This is a genomic window from Pseudomonas fluorescens, assembly GCF_001623525.1.
In the GTDB taxonomy this organism is placed as follows: Bacteria; Pseudomonadota; Gammaproteobacteria; order Pseudomonadales; family Pseudomonadaceae; genus Aquipseudomonas; species Aquipseudomonas fluorescens_Q.
Genome location: NZ_CP015225.1, coordinates 4514179 through 4532275 on the forward strand (window position 1 = coordinate 4514179; position 18097 = coordinate 4532275).

Here is an 18097-nt window from a genome sequence, read left to right on the forward strand (position 1 = left end):
CAAGGCAACTAGGCATAATACGCCTGTCACCACAGGCGTCCGAGGCTCATGAATTCCACCCTTCCCCGCAGACCCCGTTGGCGCAGCCTGGCCTTGCTCGCGCTGTGCCTGGCGCCGTTGCTGTGGCCGTTGGAGCACTTGGCCGAACGTTACTACCGCAGCGAACTGGCCGGGCAAAATCGCCAGACCCTGGACCTCTACGTCGCCAACCTGTTGGGCACACTGCACCGTTATGAGGTACTGCCACAGATTCTCGGCGACCTGCCGGCCTTGCGCGCCGCTTTGTCGGCACCCGACGATGGCGTGACCCAAGGCAATGCCAACCGGCTGCTGAAAAACATCAGCGCCCAGACCGGCGCCGAAGTCATGTACCTGATGGACCCTTCCGGCAAAACCCTGGCCGCGTCGAACTGGGACAAACACGACAGTTTCGTCGGACGCAATTTCGCCTTCCGGCCGTACTTCATCGAAGCCATGGCCGGACGCCTGGGTCGCTTCTTCGGCTTGGGCACCACGTCGGCCAAGCGCGGTTATTTCTTCGCCGCCGCCGTGCACGACCGCGAAAAAGTCATTGGCGTGCTGGTGGTCAAAGTCGATCTCGACCACACCGAAAGCCTGTGGGGCAAGACTCCCGAACAATTACTGGTGACCGACCACAATGGCGTGGTCATCCTCACGTCGCGACAAGAGTGGCGATTTCGCGCGACCCGACCCTTGAATGACGCCGAGCGCGAGGCCATCAGTGCGGTGCAACCGTATCCGACCCGCGAGCCCAAGCCGCTGAACCTGAACGACAACGCCTGGCTGACCCAGACCCAGTCCATCGAGGAAACCGGCTGGAGCGTCAGCATCCTCGCCCCGCGCACGCTGATTGATCGTCCGGTGCGCACCGTTGTCGCCATCGGTGGCGCGGCCTTGCTGGTCTTGATGCTGTTGCTCGGGTTGATGATGCAGCGCAGGCGCCATTACCTGGATCGAATCGCCTTCGAAGCCAAGGCCCGTCAAGAATTGGAAGGCCGGGTGGCCGAGCGCACCAGCGACCTGGAAGGACTGAACCGACGGTTGAAGCAGGAAGTGCTGGAGCGCGAACAGGCTCAGCAAGAGTTGGTCCGTGCCCAGGATGACCTGGTGCAGGCCGGCAAGTTGTCTGCCCTGGGCACCATGTCGGCGAGCATCAGCCACGAACTCAACCAACCGCTGGCAGCGATTCGCAGCTACGCGGAAAACGCCGAGATTTTGCTCGATCACCAACGTACCGAAGATGCCCGGGGCAACCTCAAGCTGATCAGCGAACTGACCGGGCGCATGGCCTCGATCATCGCCCACCTGCGCGCCTTCGCCCGCCGCGACCGACATGCGCCGGAAAGCGTCGCCCTGCAACCGGCGCTGGACGACGCCCTGGCGCTGCTCGCCAAACGCCGGCGCAGCATGGAAGTGGAACTGATCCGCGACTTGCCGGCCGCCACGCTGTGGGTCGAGGCTGGCGAAACCCGCTTGCGCCAGGTACTCGGCAACCTGCTGGCCAACGCCCTTGATGCGCTCACCGAGAAAGGCCCACCGCGCAAACTCTGGCTCAGTGCCCAGGCCACCGAAACCGGCGTCAACCTGTACATCCGCGATAACGGCCCGGGGTTTTGCATGGAAGCCCTGGGCCGCGCCGGCGAGCCCTTCTACACCACCAAGACGCGCACCCAAGGCCTTGGCCTGGGACTGGCGATCTGCGACACCCTGATGCGCGCCTTCGGCGGCGAACTGTCGTTCGCCAACCACAAGGAAGGTGGCGCCCTGATTACCCTGAAACTGCGCGCCGGAGCCCCCGGGGTGAGCTTGCAACCGTCCGAGGACCGAAGTGTATGACCATCGACAACCGGATTGAGGTGGTGCTGATCGACGACGATCCCCATCTACGTCAGGCCTTGAGCCAGACCCTCGACCTGGCCGGCCTGAAAATCCTGCCCCTGGCCGAAGCCAAGGGCGTGGCCGGGCAACTGCCCCGTGACTGGCCGGGTGTCGTGGTCAGCGACATTCGCATGCCCGGCATGGACGGCCTCGAGTTGCTGAACGAACTCCACGCCCAAGACGCGGAGCTGCCCGTGCTGCTGATCACCGGCCATGGCGACGTGCCACTGGCGGTGCAGGCAATGCGCGCCGGGGCCTACGACTTCCTGGAAAAGCCTTTCGCCAGCGATCATCTGCTCGACAGCGTGCGCCGGGCCCTGGCCTTGCGCCGCCTGGTGCTGGACAACCGCAGCCTGCGCCTGGCCCTCAGCGACCGGCATGAACTCAGCGCCCGCCTGGTCGGCCAATCGACGCCGATGCTGCGCCTGCGCGAGCAGATCGGCGCACTGGCCGCCACCCGCGCCGACGTGCTGATCCTCGGTGAAACCGGTGCCGGCAAGGAAGTGGTCGCTCGGGCGCTGCACGACCTTTCGAGCCGGCGTAACGGGCCGTTCGTGGCCATCAACGCCGGCGCCCTGGCCGAGTCGGTGGTGGAAAGCGAGCTGTTCGGCCACGAACCCGGCGCTTTTACCGGCGCGCAGAAGCGCCGCATCGGCAAGTTCGAATTCGCCAACGGCGGTACGCTGTTCCTGGATGAAATCGAAAGCATGAGCCTGGATGTCCAGGTCAAGCTGCTGCGCCTGCTGCAGGAGCGCGTGGTGGAGCGGCTGGGGGGCAATCACCAGATCCCGCTGGATATCCGCGTAATCGCCGCCACCAAGGAAGACCTGCGCCAGGCCGCCGACCAAGGGCGTTTTCGCGCCGACCTGTATTACCGCCTGAACGTCGCGCCGCTGCGCATACCGCCCTTGCGTGAACGGGGTGAAGATACGCTGATGCTGTTCCAGCATTTCGCCGACGAAGCCAGTGCTCGCCACGGGCTGCCGCCCCATGAATTGCAACCGGCACAACGGGCGCTGCTGCTGCGCCACAGTTGGCCGGGCAATGTGCGGGAATTGCAGAACGCCGCCGAACGCTTTGCCCTGGGACTGGAACTGGCCCTGGATAACAGCGCGCCAGACGGCAACCCCGGCGCACCGGTGGAACTGGTCAGTGGAGGCTTGAGCGAGCAGGTGGAAAACTTCGAGAAAACCCTGATCGCCGCCGAACTGGCACGCCCCCACAGCTCGGTGCGCAGCCTGGCCGAAGCCTTGGGCATTCCACGCAAGACATTGCACGACAAGTTACGCAAACATGGGCTGCACTTCGGCGACAGCAGCCATGGTTCGGCCGATGAGTCCGATTGAGTTATCGTCATTTCCCGTTCAAGCAAAAGGCCCCGCAATGAACCGCGACAGTCGTTACCTGGAATCGATCCTGCACCACGACATCCCCTTGACCCGGGACATGGGCCTCAAGGTGCTCGATTGGCAGGCCCGGCAACTACGCCTGTCCTTGCCGCTTGCAGCCAACGTCAACCACAAGAGCACCATGTTCGGTGGCAGCCTGTATTGCGGCGCGGTGCTCGGCGGCTGGGGCTGGCTGCACCTGGCCCTGCGCGAGGAAGGCATCGAAGACGGGCATATCGTGATTCAGGAAGGGCAGATCAGTTATCCGCTGCCGGTGACCCGCGATGCGACCGTCGTCTGCGATGCGCCCGAGGAAAAGGTCTGGAAACGCTTCCTGGCCACCTATCGGCGCTATGGCCGGGCGCGACTGGCCTTGCAGACGCAAGTGTTGAATACCGGAAGTGAGGAAGTGGCAGTGCAGTTCGAGGGGCAGTACGTGTTGCACCGCTGAAGCAACGCAGCCCCCCTGTGGCGAGGGAGCTTGCTCCCGCTGGGCTGCGAAGCGGCCCCAAGATTTTGCGGTTGCTGCGCAACCGAGCGGGAGCAAGCTCCCTCGCCACAGGAAAGCAGGTACGGTTCAGGAACGGGCCAACTCCAATAGCTTGCCCCGCCATGCCGCTTTCGCCGGCAACGCCAGGAACGATGTATTCAACAGCGACTCCCGCGGTGGATAACAGAACGGTTCACCGTTCAAATCCAACACCTCGCCACCCGCACCTTCCAATACACCCTGGGCGGCAGCGGTGTCCCACTGGGAGGTCGGCGCCAGCCGTGGATAGCAATCCGCCGCGCCTTCGGCCACCAGGCAAAACTTCAACGAACTGCCAATACTGGTCAGTTGCAGCTCACCCAGGCTCCCGCTCAAACCATCCAGCAGGCGTTCCTGCTCCGGGCTGGTGTGCCGACGACTGGCGACCACGGTAAAAGCTTCACCCGGGGCCAGGACGTCACGAACCGCAATAGGCAAAGGCACGCCGCCCTTATCACCACGCCAGGCGCCCAGCCCTGCACCGCCGACGTAAAAGCGCCCATTGGTGGGCATCGACACCACACCGAACACCACACGGCCCTGCTCCACCAACGCGATGTTGACGGTGAACTCCTCGCTGCCGGAAATGAACTCCTTGGTGCCATCCAGCGGGTCTACCAGCCACCAGCGATGCCAGCCGGCGCGCACGCTTTGGGCAATATCGGCGTCTTCTTCGGAGAGGATCGGAATATCCGGGGCCAGCGCCATCAGCCCGGCCACGATCACATCATGAGCGGCCATGTCTGCAGCGGTCACCGGCGACTCGTCGGCCTTGTGGTTGACCTGCACGTTGGCGCGCCAGAACGGCAGGATCGCATCACCGGCCTGGAGCGCCAGCTCGACTACAGGGGCCATCAACGGATGAGGGAAAGTCATGACAGGAACGCTCCACGCTGGGTCAGCAGGTCACGGGCCAGGTACAGCGCTGCCAAGGCCCGGCCCTCCGTGAACAGCGGGTTCTGTGCCAGGGCCGACAGCTCACGCAGGTTGACCTTGTCCACGCGCATCGGCTCGGGCTCGTCACCCTCCAGCCGTTCTTCATACAGATCGGTCGCCAGCACCACCTGGATCTTCTGGCTCATGTAGCCGGGGGACAGCGACAGTTCGGTCAGGTGTTCCAATTGACGCGCTCCGAAACCGGCCTCTTCCTTGAGTTCCCGTTCGGCCGCCGCCAGCACATCTTCACCTGGCTCGATCAAGCCCTTGGGCAGGGACAGTTCGTAGGCGTCGGTGCCCCCGCAATACTCTTCCACCAACACAGCGTGGTCGGCATCGAGCATCGCCACGATCATCACCGCGCCATAGCCCGCCCCCTTGCTCGCCAGACGTTCATAGGTGCGCTCCACACCGTTGGAAAACCGCAATTTCAGTTCTTCCACACAAAACAGGCGGCTGGTAGCGACGATCTGGCGATCGAGTATGGTGGGTTTCTGGCGCATAAACGGCTCCCTGGGCGATAGCGGGCTACTATACCCGGCCTATTCTGATTGTTTGTGTCGGATATCCGATTACCGCTGGAGAAGTTTTATGGCTTTGCTGCCCTGGCATGAGATCGATACGGTTCTGCTGGACATGGACGGCACCCTGCTGGACCTGCATTACGACAACCATTTCTGGCTCGAACACCTGCCACAGCGCTACGCCGAACTGCATGGCGTGAGCCGGGCGATGGCCGAGATGGAGCTGCAACCGCTGTTCGAGCGCAACGCCGGCCAGTTGCAATGGTATTGCCTGGATTTCTGGAGCGCCGAGCTGAAACTGCCGGTACGCGAACTGAAGTTGGAAACCGCGCACCTGATCGCCTTGCGCCCGGACGCCGATACCTTCCTGGCGGCGATCCAGCGGGCCGGCAAGCGCGTGGTGATGATCACCAACGCCCACCGCGACTCATTGTCCCTGAAGCTGGAGCGCATCGAGCTGGCCCCTTACTTCGACCGCCTGATCAGCTCCCACGACTACGGCTTTCCCAAGGAAAACCCGCAGTTCTGGGACGCACTGCAAGCCGACTTGAATTTCGACCCGGCCCGCAGCCTGTTCATCGACGACACCCTGCCGGTGTTGCGCAGCGCCCGGGACTTCGGCGTGGCGCACTTGCTGGCCGTGAGCGAGCCGGATAGCCGCAAGGGACCGAAGGACACGGCGGAGTTTGAAGCGTTGATAGATTACCGGACGCTGATCGAAGGGCTCTGAAAAAACCCTTTGTGGCGAGGGAGCTTGCTCCCGCTGGGCCGCGAAGCGGCCCCTTTTTTTCCAGACAAGTGCTGCGCACTTGAGCGGGAGCAAGCTCCCTCGCCACAGGAAACCGGCTACTCGGGAATACGTAGCACCTGCCCCGGATAGATCTTGTCCGGGTGCGACAGCATCGGCTTGTTGGCCTCGAAGATCTTGTTGTACTTGTTCGCGTCGCCGTACTCGGCCTTGGAGATGGCGCTGAGTGTGTCGCCCTTCTTCACGGTCACGAAACGCGCCGCCTGTGCTACCGGGCCAGTCACCGTAATCTGGTCGTCGACACTGCCGACACCTTCGATATTGCCCACCGCCAACAGGATCTTTTCCTTTTCTTCCTGGCTCGCTACTTCACCGGTGACGATGACTTTGTCGCCGTCGAGGGTCGCCTGAACATTCGGATTACCCAGGCCGACCTTTTCAATATGCGCTTTCAGTTGTTCGCTGGCATTGGCATTGCCGGGGGTCAGCAGGTCGATCAGCTTCTCTCCTGCTTCCTTCACAAAGCTAAAAATACTCATGGCACACGCTCCTTGATTTAAGTGTCCAGACGCAAAGACTAGACCAGGCGAGACGAACCCGGTTCCCAACCGACCAATGACCCCGCCACGCGCAAGCGCTAGAATCCGAACCTTCCTGCGCCCTGGAGCGAAGATGGACATCAAGCAGCTGAAATTTCTCATCGCGCTCGACGAAACCCGCCACTTCGGCCAAGCCGCCGCACGTTGCCACATCACCCAGCCGACCCTGTCGATGCGCCTGCGCAGTCTTGAAGAAGAACTTGACCTGCCGCTGGTCAATCGCGGCCAGCGCTTTGAAGGTTTCACCGCGCCGGGGGAACGGGTACTGGCCTGGGCGCGTACGGTGCTGGCGGCCTATGACGGGCTGCAGGCCGAAGCGGCGGCCTGTCGTGGCAACCTGGTGGGTACGCTGCGCCTGGGCGTGGTGCCGTTGTCGGACTTCGACCCCCTGGCGATGATGCAGCGCTTGCACGCCGAGCACCCCAACCTGCGATTCGAATTGTCGTCCCTGAGCTCCGAACGCATCCTCGAACAGCTGGCGAACAACCGTATCGACCTGGGTATTTCCTACCTGGAACGCCTGGACAACGAGCGCTTCGAAGCCCTGCCCTTCAGCCACACCCGCATGGGCCTGCTCTACGACCAGCGCTATTTCTTTTTCGGCGAACAACCGCTGAGTTGGGAAGCGCTGATCGAGCTGCCCCTGGGCATGCTCACCAGCGGCATGCATTTTCGCCAATCCATCGACCACAACTTCCACAGCCGGGGCCTCACACCTCAACCGCTGTTGCAAACCGACGCAGTGCATCAATTGTTACAAGCGGTGCACGGTGGACTGTGTTGCGCGGTGATGCCCTTGGACAGCGGCCTGAATGTGCTGACCGAAGATTTGCGCATCCAGCCCATCGAAAGCGCGCAGACCTTAGTCCCGCTGGGCCTGATCATGCGGCGCGGCGCCCCACGTTCGGCCTTGGCAGAGGCCTGTTTTGCCCTTTACCAGAAATCATCGACAACATCTTGATCGACGTCATCTATTGAGAGATCAGTAATAGCGATTAGACGTGGCAGATTGCCGCATTTAGTCTTAACACTATTCCTACTTTCAGTGATGCCTATGAACGACAAGCCTCCGGTCAGTCCAGCGCCAGCGATGGAAACATCCGCGCCGGCCGCCAGCCAGAGCTATCGCTACTGCAATCTGGACCACTCCCAATCGGACAGCACCGCGCTGGCCGAGGAAGTGGCGCTGGCGATTGCCTATAACGGCATCAGCCAGGCAGTCATGCTGGTCACCCCCACCGACCTTGAAGACTTCATCGTCGGCTTCAGCCTCGGCAGCGGCATCATTGAAGACACATCGGACATCTATGACCTGCAACTGAGCGGCACGGGTGCTGCGCACCATGCCGAGGTGACCATCGCCAACCGCGCCTTCTGGAACCTCAAGCAGCAACGCCGGCAATTGACGGGCACCAGTGGCTGCGGCTTGTGCGGCGTAGAGGCAGTGGAACAGGCATTGCCAAACCTCAATGTGCTGCCCGGCGCGCCGCTGCCACCCGCCCAATGGCTCGATGGCCTGCGTGACCGCATCAGCCAGTTCCAGCCCCTGGGTCAATACTGCGGCGCAGTCCACGCCGCGTTGTTCATGAACGCCCAAGGCGAATTGCTGTTGGGTCGCGAAGACATCGGCCGGCACAACGCCCTCGACAAACTGATCGGCGCGTTGGTCCGGCAGCAGATCCCGGTAGCCGGCGGCGTAGCGATCGTCACCAGCCGTTGCAGCCTCGAACTGATCCAGAAAGTCCTGCGGGCCGGTATCCAGACCCTGGTCAGCCTGTCGTCACCCACGGGCCTTGCGGTGCAGTGGGCCCGCCAACACAACCTCAACCTCATCCACCTGCCACAAAAAAGTGCGCCACGGGTCTACAGCCCTGCGATGGAGAAACAAGCGTGAGCAATCATCAACAAGCCGACCAGAAACCCGTACCGCGCTACAAGCCCTACAAGGGCCCGGCCGGTGGCTGGGGAGCGCTGATCAGCGTCGCTCAGGCCTGGTTGACCAGCGACAACGCGCTGAAAAACATCCGCATGATGCTCAAGACCAACCAGAATGGCGGTTTTGACTGCCCAGGCTGTGCCTGGGGTGATTCACCGGAAAGCGGCATGGTCAAGTTCTGCGAGAACGGCGCCAAGGCGGTGAACTGGGAAGCGACCAAGCGCCGCGTCGATGGTGCATTTTTCGCCAAGCATAGCGTGAGCTCACTGCTGGAGCAGAGCGACTACTGGCTCGAGTACCAGGGTCGCTTGACCGAGCCAATGCGCTACGACGCCGAAACCGACCGCTACAAACCCGTCAGTTGGGAAGCGGCGTTCGACCTGATCGGCAAGCACCTGCAAGGGTTGTCCAGCCCGAACCAGGCCGAATTCTACACCTCGGGCCGAGCCAGCAACGAAGCGGCCTACTTGTATCAGCTGTTCGTGCGCGCCTACGGGACCAACAACTTCCCCGACTGCTCGAACATGTGCCACGAGGCCAGCGGCGTAGCGCTGTCCCAGAGCGTGGGCGTGGGCAAGGGCACAGTGACCTTCGACGATTTCGAACACGCCGATGCGATTTTCGTCTGGGGCCAGAACCCCGGGACCAACCATCCGCGGATGCTCGAACCACTGCGCGAGGCGGTGAAACGCGGCGCCCAAGTGGTCTGCATCAACCCGCTCAAGGAGCGTGGCCTGGAGCGCTTCCAGCATCCGCAGAACCCGATCGAAATGCTCACCAACGGCAATAAGCCGACCAACACCGCCTATTTCCGCCCGGCCCTGGGTGGCGACATGGCGATCTTGCGCGGCATGGCGAAGTTCCTGCTGCAGTGGGAGCGCGAAGCGCAGAACACTGGCGCTGCGGCGGTGTTCGACCACGCGTTCCTCAATGAGCACAGCACCAACGTGCTGGATTACCTGGCGGCGGTCGACGACACGCCGTGGGAACAGATTGTCGAGCAATCGGGCATGACCCTGGTCGACATCGAGCAAGCGGCGCGCATGTACGCCAAGAGCCAGAACGTGATCATGTGCTGGGCGATGGGTATCACCCAGCACCGTCATTCGGTGGCGACCATCCAGGAAATCGCCAACGTGATGATGCTTCGCGGCAACATCGGCCGGCCAGGCGCAGGCCTGTGCCCGGTACGTGGCCACAGCAACGTCCAGGGTGACCGGACCATGGGCATCAACGAGCGTCCGCCAACGGCGTTCCTCGATTCGCTGGAGCGGCGCTTCCAATTCAAGGTGCCGCGTGAAAACGGCCACAACGTGGTCGAGGCGATCCACGCCATGGCCAGCGGTGAGGCGAAAGTGTTCATCGCCCTGGGCGGCAACTTCGCCCAAGCCACGCCGGACAGCCATCGAACGTTCCAGGCCTTGTCCAATTGCGACCTGACGGTGCAGATCAGCACCAAGCTCAACCGCAGCCATCTGGCTCACGGCAAGGAAGCGCTGATCCTGCCGTGCCTGGGCCGCACCGACATTGATCTGCAAACCGAAGGTGCGCAAGCGGTGACCGTGGAAGACTCCTTCAGCATGGTGCATGCCTCCATGGGCCAGCTGCAGCCGCTGTCGAACCAGATGCGCTCCGAACCGTGGATCATCGCCGGCATCGCCGCCGCCACACTGGGTAGCCGTCCGGTGGACTGGAACTGGCTGGTGGCCGACTACAGTCGCATCCGCGACCTGATCGCCGACACCGTACCAGGCTTCAAGGACTTCAACGAAAAGCTGAAGAACCCTGGTGGGTTCTACCTCGGCAATAGCGCCGGTTCGCGGCGCTGGAATACCCCGTCGGGCCGCGCCAACTTCAAGCCCAACCGGTTGCCGACCGATCTTGTGCATGAACGCACCCGGGCCACCGGCCAGTTGCCCGACCTGATCATGCAGTCCATGCGTTCCCACGATCAGTACAACACCACCATCTATGGCCTCGATGACCGCTATCGCGGTGTGAAGGGCCAGCGTGACGTGTTGTTTGCCAACGAAGCGGACATCATTCGACTGGGCTTCAAGCCGGGGCAGAAAGCCGACATCGTCTCGCTCTGGGATGACGGGCGCGAACGGCGGGTCAAGGGCTTTACCCTGCTGGCATTCGACATTCCTGCCGGGCAGGCTGCTGCTTATTACCCAGAAGTGAACCCGCTGGTGCCACTGGAAAGCACGGGCGACGGAAGCCACACCCCAACGTCGAAATTCGTCGCGATCCGTCTGGAAGCGGCGAGCGAGAATGGACTGATCCTGGCCAAGTCGGCCTGACACAGTATTGTGGCGAGGGAGCTTGCTCCCGCTTGGTTGCGCAGCAACCAGAAAAGGGAGTCGCAGCCCAGCGATACCCCCTCGCTACAGAGTACTTTCCAGCGCCCACAAAAAAGGCCGTTTTCCATAGAAAACGGCCTGTCCGAAGTAGCTAAAGACCGACCAAATTGTCTAAAGTTCCCACCAAAAAACAATAACTTAGAGAATTGTGCACAAGTCGTGTTACTCGTCGGATTTCTATTGTAACCAAGCGAAGCCAGCCTCAGGATCGCGCCGTCATCCCTTTGAGGCTCCTCTATGAAGTTCTCCTCCATTCTCTTGTTGTCCCTTAGCCTGGCCAGTGGCATCGCTTCCGCCGGTGGTACTGCCGAAGCAGGTGTGGGCGGCGCATTGGGCGGGGTTTTGGGTTCGGTCGTCGGCCAGTCCCTGGGCGGCAACACCGGCTCCACTATCGGCGCGGCGCTGGGCGGCGCGGGCGGCAGTGCAGTCGGTGCAGACAAACACAGCCGCGGCGAAGCAGCGATCGGCGGCGCGCTGGGCGCAGCCGGCGGTAACGTGGTCGGTCGCAGCGTCGGCGGCACCACTGGCAGCCTGATCGGTGCGGCAGCGGGCGGCGGCGCTGGTGGTGCCCTGGGTAACTACATGGGCCAGGACGATGACGATGATCGTCACTATGACGGTCGCCGTGGTGATCGCCGCTACTACCGTGACGGCCACCCAGGTCGTGGCCATGCCTACGGGCATCGCAAAAAACATCATCGCTACTACCGCGACTAACGGCTGACTGATAACCGCCGTTGAAGATCGCAGCCTCCGGCAGCTCCCAGAGCTGACAGGAGGCTGCGATTTTTTGTTTCAGACCACCAACAGTTCCAAAGCCCCACGTAGTCGGTCCGGAATCGCCACCGGCCGATTCGACGCCCGGTCCACAAATACGTGAACAAAACGCCCCGCCGCACAGGCCTCCTCCTCGCCGACCTTGAACACCGCCAGCTCGTACTGCACCGAACTGCTGCCCAGCTTCCCGACCCGCAGGCCGATTTCAATCCGGTCTGGAAAGGCGATTGAGGCAAAGTAGTCACAGGCCGAACTCACCACGAACCCCACCACCTCTCCGTCATGGATATCCAGACCACCGACTTCGATCAGGTAGGTATTCACAGCGCTATCGAAAAAGCTGTAATAGGTGACGTTATTGACGTGACCGTACACATCGTTGTCGTGCCAGCGCGTGGTAATGGCTTGCAAGTGTCGGTATTCGTTGCGTTGGGGCATCAGGTGTCCTTTACGGTTGTTCAATGATCTTGACGTGGCCCGGTCTCAGGCCTGCGCGAAACCCTTGCCCTGCGCTGCCAGATCGCCAATCAGACGCGCGGGCTTCCACTGGTCGCCCTGCTTCGTTTCGAGCGCCAGCAGGCGTGCGTGGATATCCTCCAGCCCCTGCCCGTCGGCCCAGGCCATCGGCCCGCCCTTGTCCGCAGGGAAACCGTAGCCGTTGAGGTAGACCCGATCGATGTCCTGGGCCGACTCGGCAATGCCCTCCTCCAGGATTTTCGCGCCCTCGTTGACCAACGCCAGCAAGCACCGTTCGAGGATTTCCTGCGGGCCAATCTCGCGCCGCTGGAAACCTAGCGCTTCACTGACCCGTAGCACCAGCGCATCGACCTCGACATCATGCTCGGCCTGTCGACTGCCCGGCTCGTAGTGATAGTACCCATTGCCGCTTTTCTGGCCGAACCGTCCCAGCTCGCACAGCCGGTTGTCTACCTGGACCTCTGGCGCATCCTGGCCTGTTCCTGCCAATTCTCGTGCGCGCCACTCCAGGTCGATCCCGACGACGTCGTACATGCGAAACGGCCCCATGGCGAAACCGAAGCCTTGCAATGCCGCATCGACCTGATGGGGGAATGCCCCCTCGAGCAACATCTTGCGAGCCTCCAACACATAAGGATGAAGCATCCGGTTGCCGATGAACCCATGGCAATTGCCCGATACCACGCTGACCTTGCCCATGCGCTTGCCTAACACCAGGGCCGCGTCCAGCACCGCCTTGGAAGTCTGCGCACCACGAACGACTTCCAACAGTTTCATGATGTGCGCCGGGCTGAAGAAATGCAGGCCCAGCACCTGGGTTGGCCGGCGGGTGACCGCGGCGATCGCATCGATGTCCAGCGCCGAGGTGTTGCTCGCCAGGATCGCCGCGGGTTTGAGCAAACCGTCCAGTTCACGAAAAATCCTCCGCTTGAGCTCGAGATTCTCGTAGACCGCTTCGATCACCAGATCCACATTGCGGATCGCCGCGTAATCATCCGCCCGTGTCACCCGGGCAATCCGCGCGTCAGCCTCACCCTGATCGATACGCCCCTGACGCACGCCATGGGCATAGGTCTCGGCCACGGCGACCAGTGCCTGCTCGAGCATCTGCGGATTGTTGTCGACCCACTGCACCGCCACGCCGGCGTTGGCCAGGCACATCACGATGCCCCGCCCCATGGTGCCTGCACCGACCACCGCGGCACGCTGAATATCGAAAGGTGTCTGGCTCATGTTTGCTCTCTTGTTGGCGATCCAAAGACAGCCTTCACCTTAGTCAGCCGCCGAATGTTTTTGAAATTTATTCGTGTGATGCAAGGCATTCAGCGGATGGATGCAGTTCACAGGTGCGCTTGAGCCCAATGGCGAACCTCTGCGTACGGATACTCCTCCAGTGCGGCATATCCATGGATCTTTCGCGCCTTCAACCGGGTGAACAACGGCACGCTGATCGCGCACAGAAACCGGGTCAAGCGCTCGGCGGAAGGTGGGTTGCCGGTGTGCTCCTCATGCCTGTGGATAAAGTCACCGCACAGCGTCTCGAAGTTTTTATCCACAAGTGCCGGCAACGACGGCGGTTCCGGCAATTGAGCGACCTGTCCGTGGCACACCGAGCAATGACCGCACTGCTGCGGCGCGTTGTCATCGCCGAAATACTGCGCCAATCGATAACCGAGGCAACGTTCGGTGGCGAACAACTCGAGCATGGCATGGATCCGCGCGATTTCACCGCGTTCATGCCGGGTGAAATAAGCATGCAGTTCGGCGCCCAGGACCTGCGTATCCACATTCGTCTCCAGCACGCTGTACACCTCGGTCATCTGCTTGCTTTCCAGCTCGATCCAGCCCTTCTCCTGGAAGTAATCCAGTGCCTTGACCACGCGACTGCGTTCAGCGTGATACTGCTGGTACATCCCGTCGAAATTCACCGTGGCCCAGGTCCGGGCGCGACTGGAGGTCTGGATGATGGCCGAGACGAAATCCCTTCGCTCGCCTTCGAAGCGCTCCAGCAGTTCTTGTGGCTCAGTCAGGAGCTTGAAGCGGTACTCCGCGAAATAGGCATAACGCGGCGCGATCAGCCGACGCAGTTCCAGCTGGACCAGCAGCGTCTTGAGCGGCAACTGCCGGATGTTGCTCTGGTCCGCCAGGGGGCCCAGCAAAAACTCCCATTGCCCATCGGGCGCGGCGGCCTTCAGCTCATCGAGCACACGACGAATGCCCTCCAACTCAGGAGTATCGCCATAGACAAAGTTCTCCAGCACGTTGAGGCTGTCGCGATTGGCCAGTACCAGGCAATCGGACGGTTGCCCGTCCCGCCCGGCCCGGCCAATCTCCTGACTGTAGTTTTCGATGGATTTGGGCAAGTCGAAATGCACCACGTTGCGAATATCGCTCTTGTCGATGCCCATGCCGAACGCAATGGTCGCGACAATGCAATTGGACTGCCCGCCCATGAACCGCCGCTGGATGGCTTCGCGTTGTTCGTGGGGCAAACCGGCGTGATAGGCCTCGGCCCCGATGCCGTGCTGGGTCAGGTGTTCGGCTATCTGCTCGGCGGTTCGCTGCAAGGTGACGTAGACGATGCTCGGTTGTCCGGGACGTTCGCCCAGCCATTGCACCAGCCGTGCACGCTTGTGCGCACCGCGCACGGGTTCGACCAGCAGGTTGAGATTGGGCCGATAGAAACCAGTCGTCACCACATCCTCGGCGGCGATGGCGAACTTCGCCTGCATGTCGGCGATGACCTTGGGTGTCGCGGTGGCCGTCAACAGCAACACCTGGGGAATATTGAACTGGCGCTGATAATCGGGAAGCTTGAGGTAGTCCGGACGAAAGTTATGCCCCCACTCTGAAATACAGTGGGCCTCGTCCACCACCAGCAACGAGATCGGCACCTGCTGCAGAAAGTTGCGAAAACGCTCGTTCTTCAGCCGCTCCACGGAAATCATCAGGATCTTCAACTCCCCCGAACGGGCCCGCGCCATGGCGTCGTTGGCTTCGTCACGGCTCTGGGCCGAATCGATACTGGCCGACGCGATGCCGTGACGTTGCAGGAACGCCAACTGATCCTGCATAAGCGCCAGCAATGGCGAGACTACCAGGGTGAGATGCGGCAATAGCAGGGCTGGCAATTGATAACACAGGGACTTGCCGGAACCGGTGGGAAAAATGGCCGCTGCCGACCGACCGGCCAGGACTGCTCCGATGGCAGACTCCTGACCGGGGCGAAACTGTGGATAACCGAAAACCTGTTCCAGGGTGCTGTGCATGAGCGGTCGCTCCTCTGACTGCTGCGAGACCCAAAGACTAGCGGGACAGCGCAGCGCGTCGAGAAAAGGTCGGGGTAAAAAACGATACCGGATGATACAGCCTCAACGTCCGATTGCTTTGCCACGAGGAGATACAAATCCGGGCACTTTGATGCCTCGTTCCCCCTCCGTTTGCGGGTTAAGGTGCGCCGTCTATCCATGAGCCAGGCCAGGAAGCCTGACGCTCAAGACTCTCTTCAAGGATCGAACCATGCCACACCTGTTTCCCGTGCTACGCGCCCTGGCGATAGCATCCGCCTCACTGCTGGTCGGCTGCCTGACCATTGCTGAACCCTCCGGGGTGGAACCGGCCGTGTTCGAAACACCGGAGTATCACGCTCAGCAGGGCTTGGCCGTCGTCAAGGCCTCGGCGTTATATGCCCGTGGCGGCACTGGACAGGGTGTGCTGGTCGCACTGATCGATTCGGGGCTCGACACCCGCCTGAAGGAGTTCGAAGGGCGACTGAGCGATCCCGGATTCGATTACGTCGAAAACCGTCCAGGCACGATTGACCGCATCGGCCACGGCACGCAAATGGCCGGCATACTCGCCGCCAACAAGGACGACCAGGGTATGCATGGCATCGCGTTCAACGCTCGGTTGATCCCCTTTCGTTTTGGCGACGACAACGAGCCGTTTTTCTTTGACAGCGAAATCGCACAATCCTGGCAAAGCGGCTTCGACAAGGGCGCCCGCCTGTTCAACAACTCGTGGGCCAACTCCATCCCCGCCACCGAAATCAATGAGGCGCGTTACAACCAGGTCATGCCCGACTCTCTGGCCGTTGCTCGAGAACTGGTCGCGGACGGCGCCGTGTTCGTCTTCCCGACAGGTAACGAACTCAAGCGTGAGCCTTTGGCCGAACCAGGGTTGCCGGTGGCCTTGCCTGAACTGGAAAAAGGGTGGCTCGCGGTGGTTGCGCTGAAAAACGACGGCAGCGCGATCAATGGCAAATCCAACTATTGCGGCGTTGCAGCCGCCTGGTGCATCGCCGTACCTGGCGGCGACTCCGGGGCGCAGGCAGGCTTGCTCACGGTGGGCAAGGAGGGTCGTTACGTGCAAACCGCCGGCACGTCTCCAGCCGCAGCCTTGGTCAGTGGCGCACTGGCTGCGCTGCAAAGCCTTTACCCGCAACTCAACCCGCAACAGGTCCGCGAACATCTGCTGGCGACAGCCAACCGCACGGGCATCTATGCCAACAGTGAGGCCTATGGCAGGGGGTTGATGGATCTGGAGACGGCCTCACGACGAGTCCCCGCCCCCATAGCGGATTAAAGTACTGCACCATCGACGTGGAGCTCGCTTCCACCGCTGGTTTTTCATCAATTCTTGTAACGGCGAGATGACTAGCCTGTCGGAAATGGCCTGCCGCATCCTAAGCCGTCCCTACAGCGAGTTTGTAGGATTGGTCAGACAGTGAATGGGAAATGAAGACGGGTCAGCTAGCCCTGGAGCAAGCATTTCATCCAAGCGTCAGACGCTGGTAAACGTCCTACACAAGCTGTCCTTTCAGGTCCTATTGCGGTGCCTGGAAGGAGCCCTCTATAGTTTTCAGCGCGATTGAAAATCGTACTGAAGAGGGCTCAAATGCACACGGATAATCCGCCCATCGATCGATACCAGCGACTCAACAACACGCCGATTCTGGCCATCGACACCGAGGCCAACCTCCACGACCTCTGCGACGCCGCCGCCCAACGAATCCGCGCGTCCAGCGACCTGCTCGAAACCCTTCACTGCCTATGCTTCAAACATGCCGATGTGAAAGACATTCCCAACATCATTCATGCGCTTTATCTGCTGACTCAAGATGGCAGCGAGTTGCTGGAGGTTGTGCGGCAGCGGTTGCGTTAATTAGCCGTCCATAAAAAAACCGCCCTCGAAGGGTAATGCTGTTCACTTAAGAAAATGATGGACCTGTGGCGAGGGAGCTTGCTCCCGCTCGGCTGCGAAGCAGTCGTAAACCGGCGGGTGCGGTGTGTCTGATGCTGCGCGTTTGGCAGGTTTAGGGGCCGCTTCGCAGCCCAGCGGGAGCAAGCTCCCTCGCCACGGGTTTGTCGATGGCCTTAAGTGAACAGCATTACCCCCATTGAAGGGCGCGGCAAACCATACCGAGCGACCAAAAGAGCCCTTACCAGACGGTTCCGAGACTGTTGTGAGACTTTTCTTCTTTTTCCAATGGGCAACGATTTCGCCCTAGACTTTCACCCCGATAGACACGCCCCTTCAGCCCGGACATTTCACCATGCGCCTCAGCCCAGACTTCCCCGACGACCCAGCCATGCGCCAACTCATGGGACTGCTCCACGAAGAAATCGGCCTGCCCGAGCGCAAGACCATTCGCCTGGGCACGGCAATCAATTTCGATCTGGGCTGCGATGGCGCGGATGCTCGGCATCTGATGGAGGCATTGGAGGAGCGGTTCGCCATCGATCTCGTCGACTATGACGCTTACCGCTACTTCCAGCCGGAAGGCTTTGACGTGTTTCAAAAGCGCAGGGCCAAGGGCCGTGGCAATAAGATGCCGTTGACCATCGGCATGCTCTACAAGGCCATCAAGGCACAACGATGGGATACGCAGGAAGTGGAAAACGCCTAGCTGGTAAGACAGC

At 61.3% G+C, this 18097-nt stretch carries 17 protein-coding genes; 11 read left to right on the top strand and 6 right to left on the bottom strand.

Annotated elements, in window-relative coordinates:
- Positions 1-48: 48 nt before the first annotated feature.
- The 3 genes from TK06_RS19415 to TK06_RS19425 are packed head-to-tail and all read left to right on the top strand — an operon-like array spanning position 49 to position 3738.
- Positions 49-1857: a sensor histidine kinase gene (locus TK06_RS19415; RefSeq protein WP_063323399.1), complete on the top strand. Its 1809-nt coding sequence runs from the start codon at positions 49-51 to the stop codon at positions 1855-1857.
- On the top strand, positions 1854-3245 hold the full coding sequence (locus TK06_RS19420) for a sigma-54-dependent transcriptional regulator (RefSeq protein WP_063323400.1): 1392 nt from the start codon (positions 1854-1856) through the stop codon (positions 3243-3245). Before TK06_RS19415 ends, TK06_RS19420 begins: the two co-directional genes overlap by 4 nt.
- Positions 3246-3282: 37 nt before the next feature.
- Entirely contained in the window at positions 3283-3738 is a 456-nt protein-coding gene (locus TK06_RS19425) for a YiiD C-terminal domain-containing protein (protein WP_063323401.1), read from the top strand.
- A gap of 126 nt (positions 3739-3864) precedes the next feature.
- Here the strand turns inward: TK06_RS19425 and cysQ are convergent, their stop codons facing one another.
- Positions 3865-4692 (bottom strand): 3'(2'),5'-bisphosphate nucleotidase CysQ, encoded by an 828-nt coding sequence (gene cysQ / locus TK06_RS19430; protein WP_063323402.1) that lies wholly within the window; start codon positions 4690-4692, stop codon positions 3865-3867.
- Entirely contained in the window at positions 4689-5255 is a 567-nt protein-coding gene (gene nudE, locus TK06_RS19435; protein WP_063323403.1) for an ADP compounds hydrolase NudE, read from the bottom strand. Before nudE ends, cysQ begins: the two co-directional genes overlap by 4 nt.
- 88 nt (positions 5256-5343) lie before the next feature.
- Between nudE and yrfG the strand changes: the two genes are divergently transcribed.
- A complete protein-coding gene (gene yrfG, locus TK06_RS19440) occupies positions 5344-6006 on the top strand; it encodes a GMP/IMP nucleotidase (RefSeq protein ID WP_063323404.1) in 663 nt (220 codons plus the stop codon).
- A 116-nt stretch (positions 6007-6122) separates the two neighbouring features.
- Here the strand turns inward: yrfG and lysM are convergent, their stop codons facing one another.
- Entirely contained in the window at positions 6123-6563 is a 441-nt protein-coding gene (gene lysM, locus TK06_RS19445) for a peptidoglycan-binding protein LysM (RefSeq protein WP_063323405.1), read from the bottom strand.
- 133 nt (positions 6564-6696) lie between these two features.
- Between lysM and TK06_RS19450 the strand changes: the two genes are divergently transcribed.
- The 4 genes from TK06_RS19450 (at position 6697) to TK06_RS19465 (ending at position 11639) form a co-directional block, all read left to right on the top strand.
- Positions 6697-7584, top strand: coding sequence for a LysR family transcriptional regulator (locus TK06_RS19450; RefSeq protein WP_063323406.1), 888 nt, complete (start codon positions 6697-6699; stop codon positions 7582-7584).
- A gap of 93 nt (positions 7585-7677) precedes the next feature.
- A complete protein-coding gene (fdhD, locus tag TK06_RS19455; protein ID WP_063323407.1) occupies positions 7678-8517 on the top strand; it encodes a formate dehydrogenase accessory sulfurtransferase FdhD in 840 nt (279 codons plus the stop codon).
- Positions 8514-10862, top strand: coding sequence for an FdhF/YdeP family oxidoreductase (locus TK06_RS19460; RefSeq protein WP_063323408.1), 2349 nt, complete (start codon positions 8514-8516; stop codon positions 10860-10862). Before fdhD ends, TK06_RS19460 begins: the two co-directional genes overlap by 4 nt.
- A gap of 297 nt (positions 10863-11159) precedes the next feature.
- Positions 11160-11639 (top strand): glycine zipper domain-containing protein, encoded by a 480-nt coding sequence (locus TK06_RS19465; RefSeq protein WP_063323409.1) that lies wholly within the window; start codon positions 11160-11162, stop codon positions 11637-11639.
- Between the two features lie 78 nt (positions 11640-11717).
- Here TK06_RS19465 and TK06_RS19470 read toward each other — a convergent pair whose 3' ends face one another.
- The 3 genes from TK06_RS19470 to TK06_RS19480 all read right to left on the bottom strand — a co-directional run bounded on the left by TK06_RS19470 (position 11718) and on the right by TK06_RS19480 (position 15445).
- Positions 11718-12137, bottom strand: a complete 420-nt coding sequence (locus TK06_RS19470) for an acyl-CoA thioesterase (RefSeq protein ID WP_063323410.1) — start codon at positions 12135-12137, stop codon at positions 11718-11720.
- A gap of 45 nt (positions 12138-12182) precedes the next feature.
- On the bottom strand, positions 12183-13409 hold the full coding sequence (locus tag TK06_RS19475) for a 3-hydroxyacyl-CoA dehydrogenase (protein WP_063323411.1): 1227 nt from the start codon (positions 13407-13409) through the stop codon (positions 12183-12185).
- A gap of 107 nt (positions 13410-13516) precedes the next feature.
- The gene (locus TK06_RS19480; protein WP_063323412.1) at positions 13517-15445 is read right to left on the bottom strand and encodes a RecQ family ATP-dependent DNA helicase; all 1929 of its coding nucleotides are present in this window, start codon (positions 15443-15445) and stop codon (positions 13517-13519) included.
- A 250-nt stretch (positions 15446-15695) separates the two neighbouring features.
- On the opposite strand from TK06_RS19480, the gene TK06_RS19485 reads away from it, so the two are divergent.
- From TK06_RS19485 to TK06_RS19495, 3 genes are all read left to right on the top strand, one after another.
- Positions 15696-16760: a S8 family peptidase gene (locus TK06_RS19485; protein ID WP_063323413.1), complete on the top strand. Its 1065-nt coding sequence runs from the start codon at positions 15696-15698 to the stop codon at positions 16758-16760.
- 312 nt (positions 16761-17072) lie between these two features.
- A complete protein-coding gene (locus TK06_RS19490) occupies positions 17073-17339 on the top strand; it encodes a hypothetical protein (protein ID WP_063323414.1) in 267 nt (88 codons plus the stop codon).
- A 391-nt stretch (positions 17340-17730) separates the two neighbouring features.
- Positions 17731-18084: a DUF1493 family protein gene (locus TK06_RS19495; RefSeq protein ID WP_063323415.1), complete on the top strand. Its 354-nt coding sequence runs from the start codon at positions 17731-17733 to the stop codon at positions 18082-18084.
- Positions 18085-18097 lie beyond the last annotated feature (13 nt).

Bases quoted from the DNA above. Each gene is read 5' to 3' on its own strand.
- TK06_RS19415 (WP_063323399.1), top strand. From the start codon at position 49: ATGAATTCCACCCTTCCCCGCAGACCCCGTTGGCGCAGCCTGGCCTTG.
- TK06_RS19420 (WP_063323400.1), top strand. From the start codon at position 1,854: ATGACCATCGACAACCGGATTGAGGTGGTGCTGATCGACGACGATCCC.
- TK06_RS19425 (WP_063323401.1), top strand. From the start codon at position 3,283: ATGAACCGCGACAGTCGTTACCTGGAATCGATCCTGCACCACGACATC.
- cysQ (WP_063323402.1), bottom strand. From the start codon at position 4,692: ATGACTTTCCCTCATCCGTTGATGGCCCCTGTAGTCGAGCTGGCGCTC.
- nudE (WP_063323403.1), bottom strand. From the start codon at position 5,255: ATGCGCCAGAAACCCACCATACTCGATCGCCAGATCGTCGCTACCAGC.
- yrfG (WP_063323404.1), top strand. From the start codon at position 5,344: ATGGCTTTGCTGCCCTGGCATGAGATCGATACGGTTCTGCTGGACATG.
- lysM (WP_063323405.1), bottom strand. From the start codon at position 6,563: ATGAGTATTTTTAGCTTTGTGAAGGAAGCAGGAGAGAAGCTGATCGAC.
- TK06_RS19450 (WP_063323406.1), top strand. From the start codon at position 6,697: ATGGACATCAAGCAGCTGAAATTTCTCATCGCGCTCGACGAAACCCGC.
- fdhD (WP_063323407.1), top strand. From the start codon at position 7,678: ATGAACGACAAGCCTCCGGTCAGTCCAGCGCCAGCGATGGAAACATCC.
- TK06_RS19465 (WP_063323409.1), top strand. From the start codon at position 11,160: ATGAAGTTCTCCTCCATTCTCTTGTTGTCCCTTAGCCTGGCCAGTGGC.
- TK06_RS19470 (WP_063323410.1), bottom strand. From the start codon at position 12,137: ATGCCCCAACGCAACGAATACCGACACTTGCAAGCCATTACCACGCGC.
- TK06_RS19475 (WP_063323411.1), bottom strand. From the start codon at position 13,409: ATGAGCCAGACACCTTTCGATATTCAGCGTGCCGCGGTGGTCGGTGCA.
- TK06_RS19480 (WP_063323412.1), bottom strand. From the start codon at position 15,445: ATGCACAGCACCCTGGAACAGGTTTTCGGTTATCCACAGTTTCGCCCC.
- TK06_RS19485 (WP_063323413.1), top strand. From the start codon at position 15,696: ATGCCACACCTGTTTCCCGTGCTACGCGCCCTGGCGATAGCATCCGCC.
- TK06_RS19490 (WP_063323414.1), top strand. From the start codon at position 17,073: ATGCACACGGATAATCCGCCCATCGATCGATACCAGCGACTCAACAAC.
- TK06_RS19495 (WP_063323415.1), top strand. From the start codon at position 17,731: ATGCGCCTCAGCCCAGACTTCCCCGACGACCCAGCCATGCGCCAACTC.